The sequence below is a fragment of the Pseudonocardia sp. MH-G8 genome, from assembly GCF_002262885.1.
Classification (GTDB): Bacteria; Actinomycetota; Actinomycetes; order Mycobacteriales; family Pseudonocardiaceae; genus Pseudonocardia.
The window spans coordinates 142,890-158,349 of the sequence record NZ_NKYF01000016.1 but is presented as its reverse complement, the minus strand read 5'-3'; the positions used below and the strand labels follow the sequence as shown (position 1 = coordinate 158,349).

17 protein-coding genes are annotated in these 15,460 nt (G+C 73.4%); 5 read left to right on the top strand and 12 right to left on the bottom strand.

What is annotated here, in order from left to right; translation table 11 throughout:
- Positions 1–15 precede the first annotated feature (15 nt).
- Positions 16–786, bottom strand: coding sequence for a FadR/GntR family transcriptional regulator (locus CFP66_RS29560; RefSeq protein WP_094928482.1), 771 nt, complete (start codon positions 784–786; stop codon positions 16–18).
- Positions 787–895: 109 nt separating this feature from the next.
- Between CFP66_RS29560 and CFP66_RS29555 the strand changes: the two genes are divergently transcribed.
- From CFP66_RS29555 to CFP66_RS29545, 3 genes are read left to right on the top strand one after another with little or no spacing between them, the layout of a single operon-like run.
- A complete protein-coding gene (locus tag CFP66_RS29555; protein WP_094928481.1) occupies positions 896–2,377 on the top strand; it encodes an Nramp family divalent metal transporter in 1,482 nt (493 codons plus the stop codon).
- A complete protein-coding gene (locus tag CFP66_RS29550; protein WP_094928480.1) occupies positions 2,374–2,814 on the top strand; it encodes a hypothetical protein in 441 nt (146 codons plus the stop codon). The genes CFP66_RS29555 and CFP66_RS29550 overlap by 4 nt, the downstream gene beginning before the upstream one ends.
- A 5-nt stretch (positions 2,815–2,819) precedes the next feature.
- Positions 2,820–3,971: a mandelate racemase/muconate lactonizing enzyme family protein gene (locus CFP66_RS29545; RefSeq protein WP_094928479.1), complete on the top strand. Its 1,152-nt coding sequence runs from the start codon at positions 2,820–2,822 to the stop codon at positions 3,969–3,971.
- 48 nt (positions 3,972–4,019) lie between these two features.
- Here the strand turns inward: CFP66_RS29545 and CFP66_RS29540 are convergent, their stop codons facing one another.
- The 9 genes from CFP66_RS29540 to CFP66_RS29500 form a co-directional block, all read right to left on the bottom strand.
- The gene (locus CFP66_RS29540; protein ID WP_094928478.1) at positions 4,020–4,748 is read right to left on the bottom strand and encodes an SDR family NAD(P)-dependent oxidoreductase; all 729 of its coding nucleotides are present in this window, start codon (positions 4,746–4,748) and stop codon (positions 4,020–4,022) included.
- A 28-nt stretch (positions 4,749–4,776) separates the two neighbouring features.
- A complete protein-coding gene (locus CFP66_RS29535; RefSeq protein WP_158228268.1) occupies positions 4,777–6,051 on the bottom strand; it encodes an alkaline phosphatase in 1,275 nt (424 codons plus the stop codon).
- A gap of 113 nt (positions 6,052–6,164) precedes the next feature.
- Positions 6,165–6,506, bottom strand: coding sequence for a hypothetical protein (locus tag CFP66_RS29530; protein WP_094928476.1), 342 nt, complete (start codon positions 6,504–6,506; stop codon positions 6,165–6,167).
- Positions 6,484–7,275, bottom strand: coding sequence for an ABC transporter ATP-binding protein (locus tag CFP66_RS29525; protein WP_094928475.1), 792 nt, complete (start codon positions 7,273–7,275; stop codon positions 6,484–6,486). Before CFP66_RS29525 ends, CFP66_RS29530 begins: the two co-directional genes overlap by 23 nt.
- Complete coding sequence (locus CFP66_RS29520; protein WP_094928473.1) at positions 7,272–8,096, bottom strand: ABC transporter permease; 825 nt, start codon at positions 8,094–8,096, stop codon at positions 7,272–7,274. The genes CFP66_RS29525 and CFP66_RS29520 overlap by 4 nt, the downstream gene beginning before the upstream one ends.
- Positions 8,093–8,932 (bottom strand): ABC transporter permease, encoded by an 840-nt coding sequence (locus CFP66_RS29515; protein WP_198961739.1) that lies wholly within the window; start codon positions 8,930–8,932, stop codon positions 8,093–8,095. Before CFP66_RS29515 ends, CFP66_RS29520 begins: the two co-directional genes overlap by 4 nt.
- Complete coding sequence (locus tag CFP66_RS29510) at positions 8,929–10,074, bottom strand: ABC transporter substrate-binding protein (RefSeq protein WP_094928471.1); 1,146 nt, start codon at positions 10,072–10,074, stop codon at positions 8,929–8,931. Before CFP66_RS29510 ends, CFP66_RS29515 begins: the two co-directional genes overlap by 4 nt.
- 20 nt (positions 10,075–10,094) lie before the next feature.
- A complete protein-coding gene (locus tag CFP66_RS29505; RefSeq protein WP_255413903.1) occupies positions 10,095–10,865 on the bottom strand; it encodes an SDR family oxidoreductase in 771 nt (256 codons plus the stop codon).
- Between the two features lie 55 nt (positions 10,866–10,920).
- Positions 10,921–11,877: a LysR family transcriptional regulator gene (locus CFP66_RS29500; RefSeq protein ID WP_094928469.1), complete on the bottom strand. Its 957-nt coding sequence runs from the start codon at positions 11,875–11,877 to the stop codon at positions 10,921–10,923.
- A gap of 109 nt (positions 11,878–11,986) precedes the next feature.
- On the opposite strand from CFP66_RS29500, the gene CFP66_RS29495 reads away from it, so the two are divergent.
- Positions 11,987–12,466 carry a 2,4'-dihydroxyacetophenone dioxygenase family protein gene (locus tag CFP66_RS29495; RefSeq protein ID WP_198961738.1) on the top strand — a complete coding sequence of 160 codons (480 nt, stop codon included), beginning with the start codon at positions 11,987–11,989 and terminating at the stop codon, positions 12,464–12,466.
- A gap of 22 nt (positions 12,467–12,488) precedes the next feature.
- Here the strand turns inward: CFP66_RS29495 and CFP66_RS29490 are convergent, their stop codons facing one another.
- On the bottom strand, positions 12,489–12,905 hold the full coding sequence (locus CFP66_RS29490) for a nuclear transport factor 2 family protein (protein ID WP_094928467.1): 417 nt from the start codon (positions 12,903–12,905) through the stop codon (positions 12,489–12,491).
- A gap of 92 nt (positions 12,906–12,997) precedes the next feature.
- Between CFP66_RS29490 and CFP66_RS29485 the strand changes: the two genes are divergently transcribed.
- On the top strand, positions 12,998–14,608 hold the full coding sequence (locus tag CFP66_RS29485; RefSeq protein WP_094928465.1) for an NAD(P)/FAD-dependent oxidoreductase: 1,611 nt from the start codon (positions 12,998–13,000) through the stop codon (positions 14,606–14,608).
- On the opposite strand, the gene CFP66_RS29480 is transcribed toward CFP66_RS29485, so the two are convergent.
- On the bottom strand, positions 14,581–15,018 hold the full coding sequence (locus CFP66_RS29480; protein WP_094928464.1) for an SRPBCC family protein: 438 nt from the start codon (positions 15,016–15,018) through the stop codon (positions 14,581–14,583). The two genes, CFP66_RS29485 and CFP66_RS29480, sit on opposite strands and share 28 nt — an antisense overlap.
- Between the last annotated feature and the right edge of the window lie 442 nt (positions 15,019–15,460).

Here is a 15,460-nt window from a genome sequence, read left to right as displayed (position 1 = left end):
GCGCGCCGCGGCGGGTCAGCGTTCGAGGCGCTCGGCGCCCACCCGGTCGGCCCGGCGGGCGAGCCAGGCCTCGCTGATGTGGCGCGCCATCGCCTCCGCGGCCCCGGCGCCGTCGCGCGCGACGATCCGCTCGTAGATCTCGCGGTGTCCCCGGTTGGAGGCGGTGCAGCCCGCGGCATCGGGGCTGCCGATGTACCGGGCGGTGTCGGCGGCCTGGAACTCCAACGAGCGCACGACGCCCCGGGCGATCCGGTTCCCGGACGCGTTCATGATCACGTCGTGGAACTCCTTGTCGCGCGGCATGTAGCCCGCCCAGTCGGTGACGAGGGTGTCCATCAGGTCGACGAGGCCGCGCAACCGCGTGAGGCCCTCGTCGTCGATGGTGCGGGCCGCGACGAACGCCATGTCCGCCTCCAGGAGCCGGCGGGTGACCACGAGGTCGTCGAGGATGCCGGAATCGCGGTCGCCCTCGATGGCCGCGGCGAGGACCTGCTGGTCGAGCAGGTTCCACGAGTCCGGAGCGGTGATCACGGTGCCGGAGCCCTGGCGGACGAGCACGAGCCCCTTCTCCTGCAGCATCTTCACCGACTCGCGCACGACGGTGCGGCTGACGGAGAAGGTTTCGCACAGCGTCGGCTCGGTCGGCAGCGCGCTGCCCGCGGGGAGGGCGCCGGAGACGATCCGCCGCACCAGCTCGTGCGTGACGGCCGTGGAGAGCCCCGCAGGCCGCCGGGTCCAGGCCGGGGTGTCGAGCGGACCGCCGGGAGGGCGCACGTCGGCGGTCATGGCGCGACCGTACCGGACGTTGCCCGTGGGATCGGCCCACCGGCAGCATTGACGTCATTCGTCATACGTCTTATGTTGTCGCAGCCCGATTCCCTCTGAAAGGACGACGGTGGACGACGACGTCGCGCAGCCGCACCCGACGAGCAGACACCCGATCGACCCGCAGGGGGTCGGCGCTCTCACCTACCCGGAGCCGCCCTTCCGCACGTTCTCGGTGCGCGGCGCGTTCGCCGTGTTCGGCCCCGGTGCGGTGCTCGCCTCGATCACGATCGGCAGCGGCGAGACCGTGTTCGCCGCCCGCGGTGGCGCGGTCTTCGGCTACACGATCATCTGGGCGCTCGTGTTCGGCGCGGTGCTCAAGAGCGCGATCATGTACTCCGCCAACCGCTATGCCGTCCTCACCGGCGAGCACCCGATGACGCGGTGGGTGACGTCGATCCCCGGGCCGCGCGGCTGGTACCCGGCCGTGCTCGGTGGGCTGGCGATCCTGTCGTTCCCCACCGCGGCGGCCGGGGTGTCGCTGATCGTCGGCGACTACGCGGCCGCGCTGCTCGGTGGCACCGGCGTCCTCTGGGCCACGATCCTGCTGGTCGTCTGCTGCGGGCTGTCCTGGGTGGGCGGCTACCAGCTCCTCGAGCGGGTGCAGACGGCCCTGGTCGGGCTGATGCTCGCGGCCGTCCTCGTCGCGGTGTTCTGGGCCCGCCCGGACTGGCCGGCCGTGCTGGCCGGCCTGCTGCCGCAGATGCCCGAGTTCGAGGGGTGGGTGTTCACCTCCTACCCGTCGGTGGCCGAACGGCCCGTCTGGGTCGAGGTCGTCATGTACATGGGCGGCATCGGCGGCGGGGTCTTCGACTTCATCGGCTACACCGGCCTGCTGCGCGAGAAGAAGTGGGGCCTGCTCGGGCGCGAGGAGATCGCGCAGCTCGAGGCCCGCTACGCCCACGTGGAGAAGGGAGGGCACCTGCCGCTGCCCGAGGACGCGGAGCAAGTCGCGCGGGCGCGGGCGTGGACCCTCGCACCGTTCGGCGACGTCCTGCTCTCCGGGATCGCGGTCGTCGTGTTCACCGCCGCCTTCGTCATCAACGGCGCCAACCTGCTGCACAGCAGGCAGCTGGTCCCGGTGGACGACGAGCTCCTGGCCAACCAGGCGAGCTTCCTCGAGGTGGTCTGGCCCGGCCTGGTCTACCTCTACTACGTGGCGATCTTCTTCGCCTTCTTCGGCACGGTGCTGGCCCTGTGGGAGGTCTACGCCACCACGGCGCACGAGTCGGTCGCCGCGCTGAGCCGGACGGTCCGGCTGCGCGGCCTGCGCGCCACCCGCCGGTGGGTCTACCCGTACGTGCTCGTGTTCTCGTTGCTGCTGATCTGGACCGGGATCGACCCCGTCGTGCTGCTCACCCCGACCTCGCTCGTCGGCGGCGTGCTCGGCGTCGGGACCATGGCGTTCGCGATGCTGTGGACCGAGCGGAAGGTCCTGCCGCGGTCCTACCGGCTGCGTGGCCTCGGGTGGTGGACCACCCTCGTCGCCGGGATCATGCTCACCGCGTTCGGGGTCGTGGCGATCCTGCAGGCCGTCGGGGTGCTCGCGTGAGCGGCCGCGCGATCGCCTGGGCCGTCGCCGCCGCGTGCCTCGGCGTGCTGGCGGGGTTGCGCGCCGGCGACGGGTCCTCCCGGGAGGCCCTGCTGCTCGCCGGGACGGCGCTCGTCGCGGCGGTGCTCGCGGTCACCCGGGGCCGGGTGCCTGCCGCCGCGCCACCGGCGGCCCGCGAGCCGGACGGGCCGGAGTCCGCCGCGATCCGGCGTACCCACGAGGTCTACCGGGTCCGGCTGCGCGGCTGGCGCGCCTGCGCGGTCGTCGGGCTCGGCGCCGCCGCGGCCGGGCTCGCACTGTTCCCGCCGCTGGCGCTCGTGGCCGCGCCCGTCGTGGTGGTGGCGCTGTTGCGGGTGCGCCGCTACGCGCACGACACCCAGGTGCTCGCCCGCGCCCGCCGCGCGGTCCCCTCCGCCGCAGGATCGATGAAGGGCTGAACGACGTGCGCATCACGGGTTACCGCACCCTGGCCACCGTCCACCACTGGGGCCGCCCGGTCGGCGACGCGAACGGTGTGATCGCCGAGGGCGTCACCGAGGTCCCGCTCGTACTGGTGGAGACCGACGTGGGTCTGACCGGCGTCGGCATCGGCCCGCACCCGGAGTTGGAGCGGGTGTTCCCGGCGATCGACGGCGAGGACCCGCGCGCCACCACCGCCCTCTACGACCGGATGCTCGACCGCGTGTTCAAGACCGGGCACGCCGGGGCGGTGTTCGGCACGATCGGGGCGCTCGACACCGCACTCTGGGACCTCAAGGCGAAGGCCGCGGGAGAGCCGCTGTGGCGCTGCCTCGGGGCCCGGCGGGGCGAGGTGCGGGCGTACGCGTCGGGCCTGGACATCGCGGTGCCCGCCGAGGAGCTCGCCACCCTCTACGGGCGCTTCGCCGAGCGCGGGCTCACCGCCGCGAAGCTGAAGGGCGGGCTCGACGTCGCACGGGACCGGGAGCGCCTCGAACTGGTCCGGGACGTCCTGGCCGAGGCCCATCCCGGCGTGCGGCCCGCGCTCATGCTCGACGCCAACGAGGCCTGGACCCGCAAGCAGGCCGTGCGCCACGTGGCGGAGCTGGAACGGACCCTCGACCTGACGTGGATCGAGGAGCCCGTGCGGCGCTGGGACGCCGCCGGGCTGGCCGCGGTCACCAGCGGCGTCCGTACCTCCGTCGCAACCGGGGAGAACCTCACGGGGCTCGAGCAGTACCGCGGCCTGCTCGCCGCGGGCGCGGTCGACATCGTGCAGGCCGGCGCGGTGTGGGGGATCACGCACTTCCTGCGCGTCGCGGTGCTCGCCCACGCCCACGACCTGCCGGTCAGCCCGGTCGGCTCGACCCCCATGACGCTCGCCCACGCTGCGGCCGCGGTGCCCAACCACCTCGTGTGCGAGCTGCAGGACCTCGCCCATCCCGTCGGCCTGGACGTCGACGTCCGCGTCGAGGGCGGGCGGATCCTGCTGGGGGAGCGTCCGGGCATCGGCGTCGAGGTCGACGAGGCCGCGATCGCCGCGCACCAGGCCACCGGGAACTGGCACGTCCCGGCGGGGCCGCACGTGCGCCCGGCCGACGCCGGCAGGCGGCTGGTGGCGGAGCCGGGCCCGTGAGCCTGCTACCCCGCTGTTGCCGCGCTCGTTCCTCCCCGCGGAACGCGGTCAGCGCAGGGAGAACCCGCCGTCGATCAGCAGTTCCGTGCCGCAGCAGAAGGCGGCGTCCTCGCTCAGGAGGTACTCCACGGCCTTCGCGACCTCCCTCGGCTGCCCGAACCGCCCGAGCGGGGTCTCGCGCATCCACTGCGGGTGCAGGTCGTCCTTCGCCATGGTGAGCGGGGTCTGCACGTAGCCGGGGGAGACGGCGTTGATCCGCACGCCGCGCGGGCCCCACTCCACGGCGAGCGAGCGGGTGAGCGCGCTGACCCCGGCCTTCGAGGTGTTGTAGGCGCACTGGCGTTGCGGGTGGTTGACGACCGCGTTGCCCGACATGGACGCGATGTTGACGATCGCGCCGCCGCCGCGGGCGAGCAGCTCTCGGCCGAACTCGCGGCACGTGAGGAACACGCCGCGCAGGTTCACCGAGAGGATCCGGTCGAACTCCGCGACCGGCATCTCCTCGGCCGGGACGTCCTCGACGATGCCGGCGCCGTTCACCAGGTCGACGGGGCGGTCGTCGGCGGCGTAGAGAGCCCGCACCGCGGCGACGACGGACTCCTCCGAGGTGACGTCGACGGGCTGCCCGGTGACGCCGGCCGGCAGGGCGTCGAGCCCCTTCAGGTCGAGGCCGTACACCTGCGCGCCCTGCCCGGCGAGGCTCTCGCAGATCGCGAGCCCGATCCCGCCGGCGGCTCCCGTGACGGCCACGCGCCGTCCCTCGAAGCGGTTCGTCATCCGTGCTCCCTCCGTCGCGGCGCTGCCGTCAGTTGGCGAGGCTCATCGACTCCATCACGCCCGTGAAGACCCCGGTGTTCTGGATGTCGCCCTCGAACGCCTCGGCGCCCGGCCCGCCGGCGGTGATCGGGGTGGGCGCACCGGTGTGGTCCGCGGTCGACCAGTCGACCCACAGCTGCCGGTCGGAGTCGGTGACCGGGAACGGGCCGTCCTCGCCGGCGGGTGGGGCGCCCGCAGCGGTGTCGGTGACCTCCATGCCGCCGGTCTCGTGGTCACCGGCGACGACGATCAGCGTGTCCGGGTTCGCCGCCTGGAACTGCAGCGCGACCTCGACAGCGCCCTCCAGCGCCCGGCCCGCCTCCAGCATCTGCGCGGCGTTGTTCTGGTGGGCCATCTCGTCGATGCCTTCCTCCTCGACGAGGAGGAAGAACCCGGCCTCGCGCCGGTCGAGCGCGCCCAGCGCGGCCCGCGTCATGTCCGGCAGCGGGACCGCGGGCGCGTACCGGCCCTCGCCGTCGTCGCCCTTCTCGAACATCTCCTGGGCGGCGAAGAGCCCCAGCAGCTTCTCGCTGTCCGCGGCCGCGAGGCCGGCGGCGTCGGAGACGTGCGTGTAGCCGAGCCGGGTGGCGCGCGCGATCAGGTCGCCGTGCGACCGTCCGTCCGCGTCGTCGGGCGCCGCCTCGTCCTCGTCCTCGTCGTCCTCGTCTTCGGAGCCGCTCTGCTCCCCCTCGGGGAGCCAGTGGTCCTGCCCACCGCCGAGGATGACGTCCACGCGGGCGTCCTCCAGGTACTGCTCCGCGATCTCGCTCTGCAGGTCGCGGTCGGTGACGTGCGCGGCGAACGCGGCCGGGCTGGCGTCCGTGACCTGCGAGGTGGTGACCAGCCCGGTCGCCTTCCCGGCGTCGCGGGCCAGCTCCAGGGCGGTCGTCAGCGGCTCGCCGTCGACGTCGACGCCGACCGCGCCGTTGGTGGTCCGCACACCGGTGGCGAAGGCGGTGGCCGCGGCCGCGGAGTCGGTGACCTGGTCGGAAGCGGCGGGCGTGGTGTCGACCGAGCCGGTGACGTCGAGGCGATCCATCGCGAGCTGTCCGCTCGGCCCGGCGATGGCCATGTGGAGGAACTCGCGCTGCGGCTGCCCGAGGCCGTCGCCCAGCAGCAGGATGACGTTGCGCGCCAGCTCCTCGCGTGCCCCGGCCGCAGGTGCCTCGCCCGGGGCGACGGTGCTGCACGCGGCGGGCAGCACCACCGCGACGGCGAGTGCGAGCGCCCTGGAGGCGCGGGTGCGGACGGACGGCGGAGCCACGCGCGATCCAACCTCCGGCAGTAGGGGGACGTGGGCAGCCTAGGAGCAGGAAAGGCATGGAGACGCGCCGCCCCAACTGGGCCGCACAACCCGGTGCGGATGGGGTTGCGGGTCTACGGCTCGGCGGCTCCCGTCGGGGTCGTCAGACCCTCGATCCAGTACTCCCTCGCCAGGGCGTCCAGCCCCGCAGGCGAGACCCCGCGCAGGTGGACGACCATGCCGTCGGTTCCCGCGACCCGTCCGTGCTTCTGCAGCTCCAACACGTGGTAGCGCTCGGGCGGGAAGTCGAGCACGACGTCGACCGGGAAGCGGCCGCGGTCGTCGGGGTCGGCCCCCACGCTCGGGTCGGCCTTCCCGATGGCCTGCACGCCGAGCCAACCCTGGTAGAGCAGCACCAGCAGGACCACCACCGCGATGCGGCGCAGGGGGCCGTTACGCAGGATCCGGGACAACATCGGCCTCGTCCCCCGCGAGCAGGTCGGTGATGCGGTTGCGGGTGCTGCGGAACCGGTCCAGCTCCCCGGTCGTGCGCCACTCGCGCGGCCGCGGCAGGTCGACCGTGACGATCTCGTGCACCCGGCTCGGCCGTCCGGTGAGCACCACGACCCGGTCGGACAGGAACACCGCCTCGTCCACGTCGTGGGTCACGAAGAACACCGTCGGGCGGCGCGCCTGGAAGATCCGCGTGAGGTCCTCCTGCAGCTTGCGGCGGGTCTGGGCGTCGATGCTGGCGAACGGCTCGTCCATGAGCATCACGGCGGGCTCGTTGGCGAGCACCCGGGCCACGCCCAGCCGCTGCGCCATGCCGCCCGACAGCTCGTGCGGGTAGCGGTGCTCGAACCCGGTCAGGCCGACGAGCTGCAGGTACTCCGCGGCGGTCGCCTCGCGCTGGGCCTTCGCGACGCCGCGCATGCGCAGCCCGAACGTCACGTTTCCCTGCACCGTCTTCCACGGGAACAGGGCGTGGTCCTGGAACACCACACCCCGGTCCGGCCCGGGGCCGTGAACCGGCTTCCCGGCCACGGTGACCGTGCCGCCGCCCGCCTCGACGAATCCCGCGACGATGTTCAGCACGGTGGTCTTGCCGCAGCCGCTCGGGCCGAGCACGGACACGAACTCGCCCTCGGCGACGTCGAACGACACGTCGCCGATCGCGACCACCTCCTCGCCGGTGTAGCCGTCGGTGTAGGTCTTGTGCAGGTGCTCGATCTGCAATGCCGTCATGCTGCGGCCTCCTGACGGACCAGTCCCCAACGTTCCACCGTGGCGTGCTCGAACGGCGCGAGGAACAGCGCGTCGAGCGCATACCACAGGATGCCCAGCACGATCATCCCGAGGAAGACCTCGGAGACGTCCCCGACGCGGCGGGCGTCGAACATCATGAATCCGATCCCGCTGGTCCCGACGATGATCTCGGCGGCGACCAGCGCCCGCCAGCCGTAGCCGAGCCCCGTGCGCACGCCGCTGGCCACCGCCGGCAACGCGCCGGGCAGGATCACCTCGACGAACACGCGGAACCGTCCGGCCCCCAGGCTGCGGGCCGCTCGCACCAGCTCCTGGGGCACCTGCTCGATCCCGGCCACGACGCTGAGCACGAGCGGGAAGACGATCGTGTAGACGATCACGAACGTCACCGCGGTGAGGCTGAACCCGAACCAGACGATGACGATCGGCAGCCAGGCGATGTCGGCGATCGCCTGGAAGAACAGCAGCAGCGGCCAGGTCAGCCTGCGCAGGACCGTCGACATCCCGACGAGGAACCCGAGCGGGAGTCCGATCAGCAGCCCGAAGAGCACGCCGTACCAGAGGCGGGTGAGCGAGTCGGACAGGTAGCCGGGCAGCACCCCGCGCTCCAGCAGGCCGCCGAGCTCGGTGAGCACGACGTCCGGGCCCACGAAGAAGGCGGGTGGGAACAGCTCCAGCTCCGCGAGCAGCCACCACAGCGCCAGTACCGGCACGAACGGGCCGAGCGTGCGCACCACGCCACTGCGGCTCAGCCGGCGTGCCAGCCCCTTCCCGAGCAGTCCCTTCGCGAGGACCGTCATGACACACCCGCCGTCATGCCCCAGCGCTGGACGGTGCGCCGCTCCAGCGGGGCGAGCAGCAGCCGGTCCATCGCGAGCCAGAGCAGCCCGATGATCACCATGGACGCGATGATCACGTCCGTCGAGAACGTCTTCTGGGCGAGGAACAGGGCGTAGCCCAGGCCCGCGCTGGTGGCGATGATCTCCGCGGCCACCAGCCCGCGCCAGCCGTAGCCGAGCCCGACCCGCAGCCCCGTCACCACGCTCGGCAGCGCACCGGGCAGCAGCACCTCCCAGAACATCCGCAGCCGCCCGGTGCCCATGCTGCGCGCGGCGCGCAGCAGCGGGAGCGGGATGCGCCGCACGCCGAGCACGGTGTTGTAGGTGAGGGCGAAGAACATCGCGTTCCACACGATGAAGATCACCGCCCCGTCGCCGTAGCCGAGCCACAGCGTCGCGATCGGGATCCAGGCGATGCCGGCCAGCGCCACCGAGAAGCGCAGCAGCGGCGCGAAGAACGCCGAGAGCCGCGGGCTCGCCCCGAGCGCCACGCCAAACGGCAGCGCGGTGACGATCGCCAGCGCCGAGCCGATCAGCACCCGGCGCAGGCTGGCGCCGAGGTGGACGAACAGCTCCCCGCTCGCGGTCATCTCGAACAGGGCTCGCACCACGTCGGTGACCTGCGGGAAGATGCGCATCGGCACCCCGGTGGCGGCCACCACCGCGGCCCACACCGCCAGCAGCGCGGCGAACGGCGCGAGGAACCAGAGCGCCGATCCCAGCAACGACCGCGGCGACGACGTGCGGCGGCGGGGTCGCGCCCGCAGCGCTGCGGGTGGTGGCGCCGCGGCGGTCACGTCGCGGGGCAGGCCGCGAGGGCGGCCTCGCGCTCGTAGGCGAAGTCGGCGCCGATGCGGGCGGGCTCCGGGATCGCCGGGAGGTCGTCGAACAGCTCGGGGCGTTCCTCCATGACCGTGGTGATCGGGCCGGGCACGAACCTGTCGGCCACCGCGAACCCGGGCTCGGTGACGCCCTGCTCGGCGAGCATCTGCGCCACCGTGTCCAGGGCCGCGTAGTTGCAGGCGGAGAACCGCGGGTCCAGCTGCGCCACGTTGTACTGCATGGCCTCGCTCGCGACCTCCGGCTCCGTGCCGGGCAGCCAGCGGGTGGCCGCCTCCGCGGCCTCGTCGGGGTTCTCGCGCATCCACTGGTCGGCCGTGGCACGTGCGGTGAGGAACCGCGCGACGACGTCCGGGTTCTGCTCCACGAACTCCCGCATGGCGACGATGTAGCCGACGTAGGGGATGTAGCCGCCGCCGCGCACGACCTCCTCGGCGCCCTGCACCTGCTGCTCGATGGTGATCGGCCAGGGGTCCCACACGATCGCCGCGTCGATGCCGCTGGTCTGCAGGGCGACCGGCATGTCCGGCGGCGCCGTGTTCACGACCTCCACCTCGCCGGCGGGGATCTGCAGCTCCTGCAGCAGCCCGATCAGGTACAGGTGGTTGATCGAGCCGATCGACACGCCGATGCGCTTGCCGCGCAGGGTCGCGAGGTCGTCACCGCTGATGCCCGAGCCCGGCCGCGCGACCACAGCCATCGTGTCGTCGATCGCCTGTTGGCTCGCCGACCCGGAGTAGTTGCCGAGCAGCACGAGGTCGAGCCCGCGCTGCGCGGCACCGATCGCGGGGGTGCCGACCTGGATGAAGTCGACCTCGCCGGCCTGCAGGGCGTTGAGGGAGTCGACGCCCGTGGGGAACGGCTGGGCCAGCCGCACGTCCAGACCCTGCTCCTCGAACGCGCCGGTCTCCAGGCCGATCGGGAGGCCGAGCTGGTCGACCGCGGACACGTAGCCCGCGTCGACCGTCACGAGCTGCGGTGCCTCGCCGCCGCTCACGTCGTCGTCGATCGTCGCACCACCACCGCCGCAGGCGGCGAGCACGAGCACGAGTGGCCCGCCCGCCAGTACGGCGAGGCGGCGGCTGCTCAGGTGGCTCATCGTCGAACCCTCCGATCTGCTTACCGGGCCAACCAACCCCCGTCGACGACGAGGACGTGCCCGTGGACGTAGTCGGCTGCGGGGGAGGCGAGGAAGACGGCGGGTCCGGCGACGTCCTCGGGCTGCGCCCACCGGCCGGCCGGGATGCGCGCGAGGATCTCCGCGCTGCGGGTCGCGTCGTCGCGCAGCGCCGTCGTGGTGGCGGTGGTGACGTAGCCGGGGGCGATGGCGTTGACGTTCACGCCGTGCGCGGCCCACTCGTTCGCGAGCGCGCGGGTGAGCCCGACGAGCGCGTGCTTGCTGGCCGCGTAGGAGGGCACGACCACTCCGCCCTGGAAGCTCAGCAGCGAGCCGACGTTGACGATCTTCCCGGAGCCGCGGGCCACCATCCGCCGGCCGGCGGCGCGGCACAGCTCGAACGCGGCGTGCAGGTTCAGCTCGATGACGTCGTACCAGTCCTCGTCGCTGAACTCGGTGGCCGGGGCGCGCCGGATCAGCCCGGCGTTGTTGACCAGCACGTCGACGGTGTGCGCGTCCAGCAGGCGCTCGATCGCGGTCCGCCGGGCGGGGCGGTCGGCCAGGTCAAGCAGCTCGGTGGTGACCGCCGCTCCCGTGGCGCAGGCCTGCTCGGCGACCGGGCCGAGGTTGTCGCGGTCGGACAGCAGCAGCAGATCCGCGCCGGCCGCTGCCAGCCCGAGGGCGATCGCGCGGCCGATCCCGGAGCCCGCGCCCGTGACCATGGCCGTCCGGCCCTGGAGCACGGAGGGGGACGGAGATGCGGCGGCCGGCACGGGTGCGACGCTAGGAGCAGCGCCGGGAACGGGGAAGGCCGAGTTCCGGATAGCGCTATTCGCGTGGTGGATCGGGGCGTTCCGGGGGCTCGGTGCCGTCGGGGCGGGGCTGCGCCACGATCTGCTGCAGCAGGGTGCGAGCGGCGGCGGTGAGCAGGCGCGTCGAGTCCCAGTACACGGCGACCCGGCGCCCGGCGGCGCCTTCCAGCCGGCGCACGCACAGGTCGCTGGTGTCGGTGACCTCCGCGGCGAGCGAGTTGGTGACCCCGACACCGAAGCCGTGACGCACCAGCGACACCAGCGTCTGCGGCTGGTTGGTGGCCTGCACCGGCTCCAGTTCGAACCCGCACTCCCGGAACAGGCGGTAGGACTCGAACTCGCCGGTTTCCGGGGCGTCCAGACGCCCGATCGACAGCAGCGGGTGCGCGGCGACCTCGGCCACCGGCAGCGGCTCGGGCAGGTCCGCGAGCGGGTGGTCGGGCGGGTGCAGGGCGACCAGCGGCTCGCGCCACAGCACGTGTTGACGCACGCTCGCACGGGCGGGCGCCGGCGTCATCGGCCGGATGCACAGGTCGATCTCGCCGCTGGTCAGCGCGTCGTCCAGCTCCAGGGTCGAGCGTTCGACCAGCACGACCCGCACGTCCGGACTGACGCGTGCGGCTTCGCGGAGCACGTGGGGCACGAAGGCGGCGCTGGCGCTGGGGTGGCTGCCCAGCGTGACGACGCCGCGTGCGCCGTCGCGCCACGCCGCCATCGCGGCTTCGGTGGCCTCGACCTCGCGCAGGATGGTGCGGGCGTGCTCCGACAGCGCCTTGCCCGCCTCCGTGAGCTCCACGGGCCGTTTGCGGCGGTTGAACAGCGGCAGGCCCACCCCGCGTTCCAGCGCGGCCACGTGCATGCTGATCCGCGGCTGGGACCGGTGGGTCACCTCGGCGGCCGCCACGAAGCTGCCCGTCTCCACCACGGCGAGGAACGAGACGAGCCACTCCAGCCGCAGGTCCGCTCTCAGCACTGCGTGACCCTATGTGCGTCGGATCGCGCGCGCACCATCAGCGGGACGGATGCCGGCATCCACGATGTGCGGTTCACGCGACGACGGGTGCGGGGGTACAACGGGGCGCATGAGCGAGCTTGCGAGCGAGCACGCGGCCGACTTCCTCGTGCAGACGGCCGATCTGCCCTGGGTGCCGCAGGGATCGGACAACGTCTGGTTCAAGCCGGTGCGCATCAACCTGGAGAAGGGCAGCTGGGTCAACCTGCTCAAGGTCGCCAAGAGCGGCGTGGTCAACCGGCACCGCCACCTCGCCGAGGTGGAGGGCTGGGTGCTGCAGGGCCGCTGGCACTACATCGAGCACGACTGGCAGGCCACCCCGGGCGCGTACGTCTACGAACCGCCCGGCGACGTGCACACGCTCGTCGCGGACGTCGACGACGAGTCGGAGCCGATGATGACGCTGTTCTTCATCCACGGCCCGATCGAGTACATGGACGCCGACGGCAACCTCGCCTGGGTCGAGACGGCCGAGCGGAAGCTCCAGCGCTACACCGACTACTGCCGGGAAGCGGGGATCGACCCGAAGCTCGACGGCATCCTGTTCTGACCGCCGTCCCCCACCCCGTCCCTCACGCTGCGCCGAACGCCCGGGCCACCGCGAGGCTGTCCTCGTAGACGTGGTGGCGGGTGATCAGCCCGTCCGCCACGGTCAGGTGCAGGGCGAACGCGGCGGTGTAGCGGCGACCCGTGGGCTTCGCGGTGTTGCGGAACTCGCCGAGCAGCACCGCGTCGGCGCCGTCGACGAGCACGGCCGTCAGCGTCGTCGTGCTCTCCTCCGGCACGTGGTGCTCGGCGATCAGCCGGAAGTGCTCGGCCACGCCTGCGCGGGTGGAGCGGTGCCGGATCCAGGGCACGGTGTCCGCGTAGTCGCCGTCGGGCCAGTCCAGCATCCACTCCACCTCGTCGGCGTACAGCGCCGCGATCCGCTCGGGATCGCCTTCCGCGGTCCGGCGCAGGAACTCGTCGACGGTCGTCCTCGTGCTCATGGGACGAGCCTCGCGCCTCGACGTGCGCCCGTCGATTACCACGGAGGTCATCTGCGGGTGCCCGATGCCGCGGCCCGGGCGATAGTGGCGCCATGACGATCCGAACCGCCGACGCCGTCGTGATCGGCGGGGGCCACCACGGGCTCGTGGCGGCCGCCGTGCTGGCCGACGCCGGCTGGGACGTGTGCCTGCTGGAGTCCTCCGACGTCCTCGGCGGCGCCGTGCGCTCCGCCGAGCTGCACCCCGGTTTCACCGCCGACCTGTTCAGCGCGTTCTACCCGCTCTCGGCCGCGTCGCCGGTGCTGCGGTCCCTCGAGCTGGAGCGCTGCGGGCTGCGCTGGTCGCACGCCCCGGCCGTGCTGGCCCACCCGGTCCGGCCCGACGGGGCACCCGCCGCCGTCCTGCACCGCGACCGCGAGGCCACCGCCGCAGGCCTCGCCGAGCACCACCCGCGCGACGGCGACGCCTGGTTGGCACTGTGCGCGCAGTGGGACGAGATCGGCGACGCGGTGCTGCGCACGGTCTTCACCGCGTTCCCGCCGGTGCGGGGCCCGGCCGCGCTGCTGCGCCGCATCGGCACGGCCGACGCGCTGCGGCTGGCCCGCTTCCTCGCGCTGCCGGCCCGCCGCATGGGGGAGGAGCTGTTCGCCGGCGAGGGTGCCCGGCTGCTGCTCGCCGGCAACGCCGTGCACGCCGACGCCCCTCCCGACGCCACCGTGAGCGGCGTCTTCGGCTGGCTGCTCGCGATGCTGGGTCAGAAGCACGGGTTCCCGGCGCCGGTCGGCGGGGCCGGGGAGCTCGCCGCCACCCTCGCCCGGCGGGCCCGGGCGGCGGGCGCCGAGCTGTGCACCGGCGAGCACGTGGAACGTATCGACGTGCGGGGCGGACGCGCCGTCGCCGTGCACTCCGCCACCGGTCTCACCGTGCGTGCCCGACGCGCCGTGATCGCCGACGTCGCGGCGCCGACGCTCTACCGCGACCTGCTGCCGGCCGACGCGCTCCCGCCCCGGCTGCACGCCGACCTCGACCGGTTCGAGTGGGACACCCCCGTCGTCAAGGTCAACTGGGCGCTGGAGGGCCCCATCCCGTGGCGCAACCCGGGCGTGGCCGGAGCCGGCACCGTCCACCTCGGCGCCGACGAGGCCGGGCTCACGCGCTGGTCGGCCGACATCGAGTCGCGGGCGGTCCCGCAGACCCCGTTCATGCTGTTCGGGCAGATGACCACCGCGGACCCGAGCCGGTCCCCGGAGGGCACGGAGAGCGCCTGGGCCTACACGCACCTGCCGCGCGGGGTGAGCGACGACGACGCGGCCGACGAGCTGGCCCGGCGGGTCGACGCGACCGTCGAGGAGTTCGCCCCCGGCTTCGGTGCCACGGTGCTGCACCGCGCCGTCCAGCGGCCGGGCGACCTGCAGGCCGCAGACCCGAACCTCGTGCACGGCGCCGTCAACGGCGGCACCGCGCAGCTGTTCCAGCAGCTCGTGTTCCGGCCGGTGCCCGGCCTCGGCCGGTCCGAGACCGTCGTCGGCGGGCTGTACCTGGGCAGCGCCGCCGCCCATCCCGGCGGCGGTGTGCACGGCGTGTGCGGGTGGCTCGCGGCCCGGGCCGCGCTCGGGGAGCAGCGGGCGCTCGGCGCGGTCCGGCGCCGCGTCACGTCGGCGGCGCTGGAGCTGATCTACCGGGACTCGCCCTCGGCGAGGTAGGCGAGGCGGCGCAGGGACTCGACGTTGCGGGGACCGATCAGGACCGACTGTGCGGGCTCGGGCACCAACCGGCCCGGCCCGCTGCGCGCCGTCTCGGACATCACGACCTCGCAGCCCTGTGCGTGCTCCTCCAGCACCAGCCGGACCTCGGCCTCGCCGAACGGCCACCCGCGGGCGCGCAGCACGAGCTCCCGCTTCGGCACGCTGGCCAGCACCGTGGTGGTGTCGTTCAGCAGCGCCGGCCACGTGCCGACCGAGTGGTGCAGGTGCGCACCCACCCCCGGCCACGCCGGGTCGACCTCGCGCATGCGGGAGGCGCCGACGACCCAGGAGGGGTAGAGCCAGCCGTCGGCGAGGACGGCCCAGACGGCGTCGGGCGGGGCATCGATGGTGCGGCGGACGGTGACCACGGCGGAAGCCTAGATCCGCCACCGGCGCGGCGGCAGCAGGAGGAGCCTGCGGGGTGGGAACCGGGTCGGGACGCGGTGCGCGGTGGTCGGTCCGATCAGTACCTGAGGGCGGGCGCTGCGACAGTGGCGTACTTGTCGAGGTGATCACGGCCGGGTGATCGGTCCGAGCAGTGCGTGGGTGCTGGCGCGGCGACGTCAGGTGCTTCTCGTAGCGATCACCAATCAGCATCCGGCGACCCGCAGCGGGTGGTGATCGCCGGGTCGGGGACGGCGGCCGAGGCGGTGACCTGGCGGCAGGCTCCGCGCCTGCGCTCGTCGGCTCGCCGACCGCGCTTCCCGTTGATCATCGGTTTGGCGCAGCGGCGGCGACATCTCGCCGCTCGTGTACCCGATCAGTGATCAAGGCGGGCTGGCTCCAAGTGCAGGAGCGCCCTCACCCGAC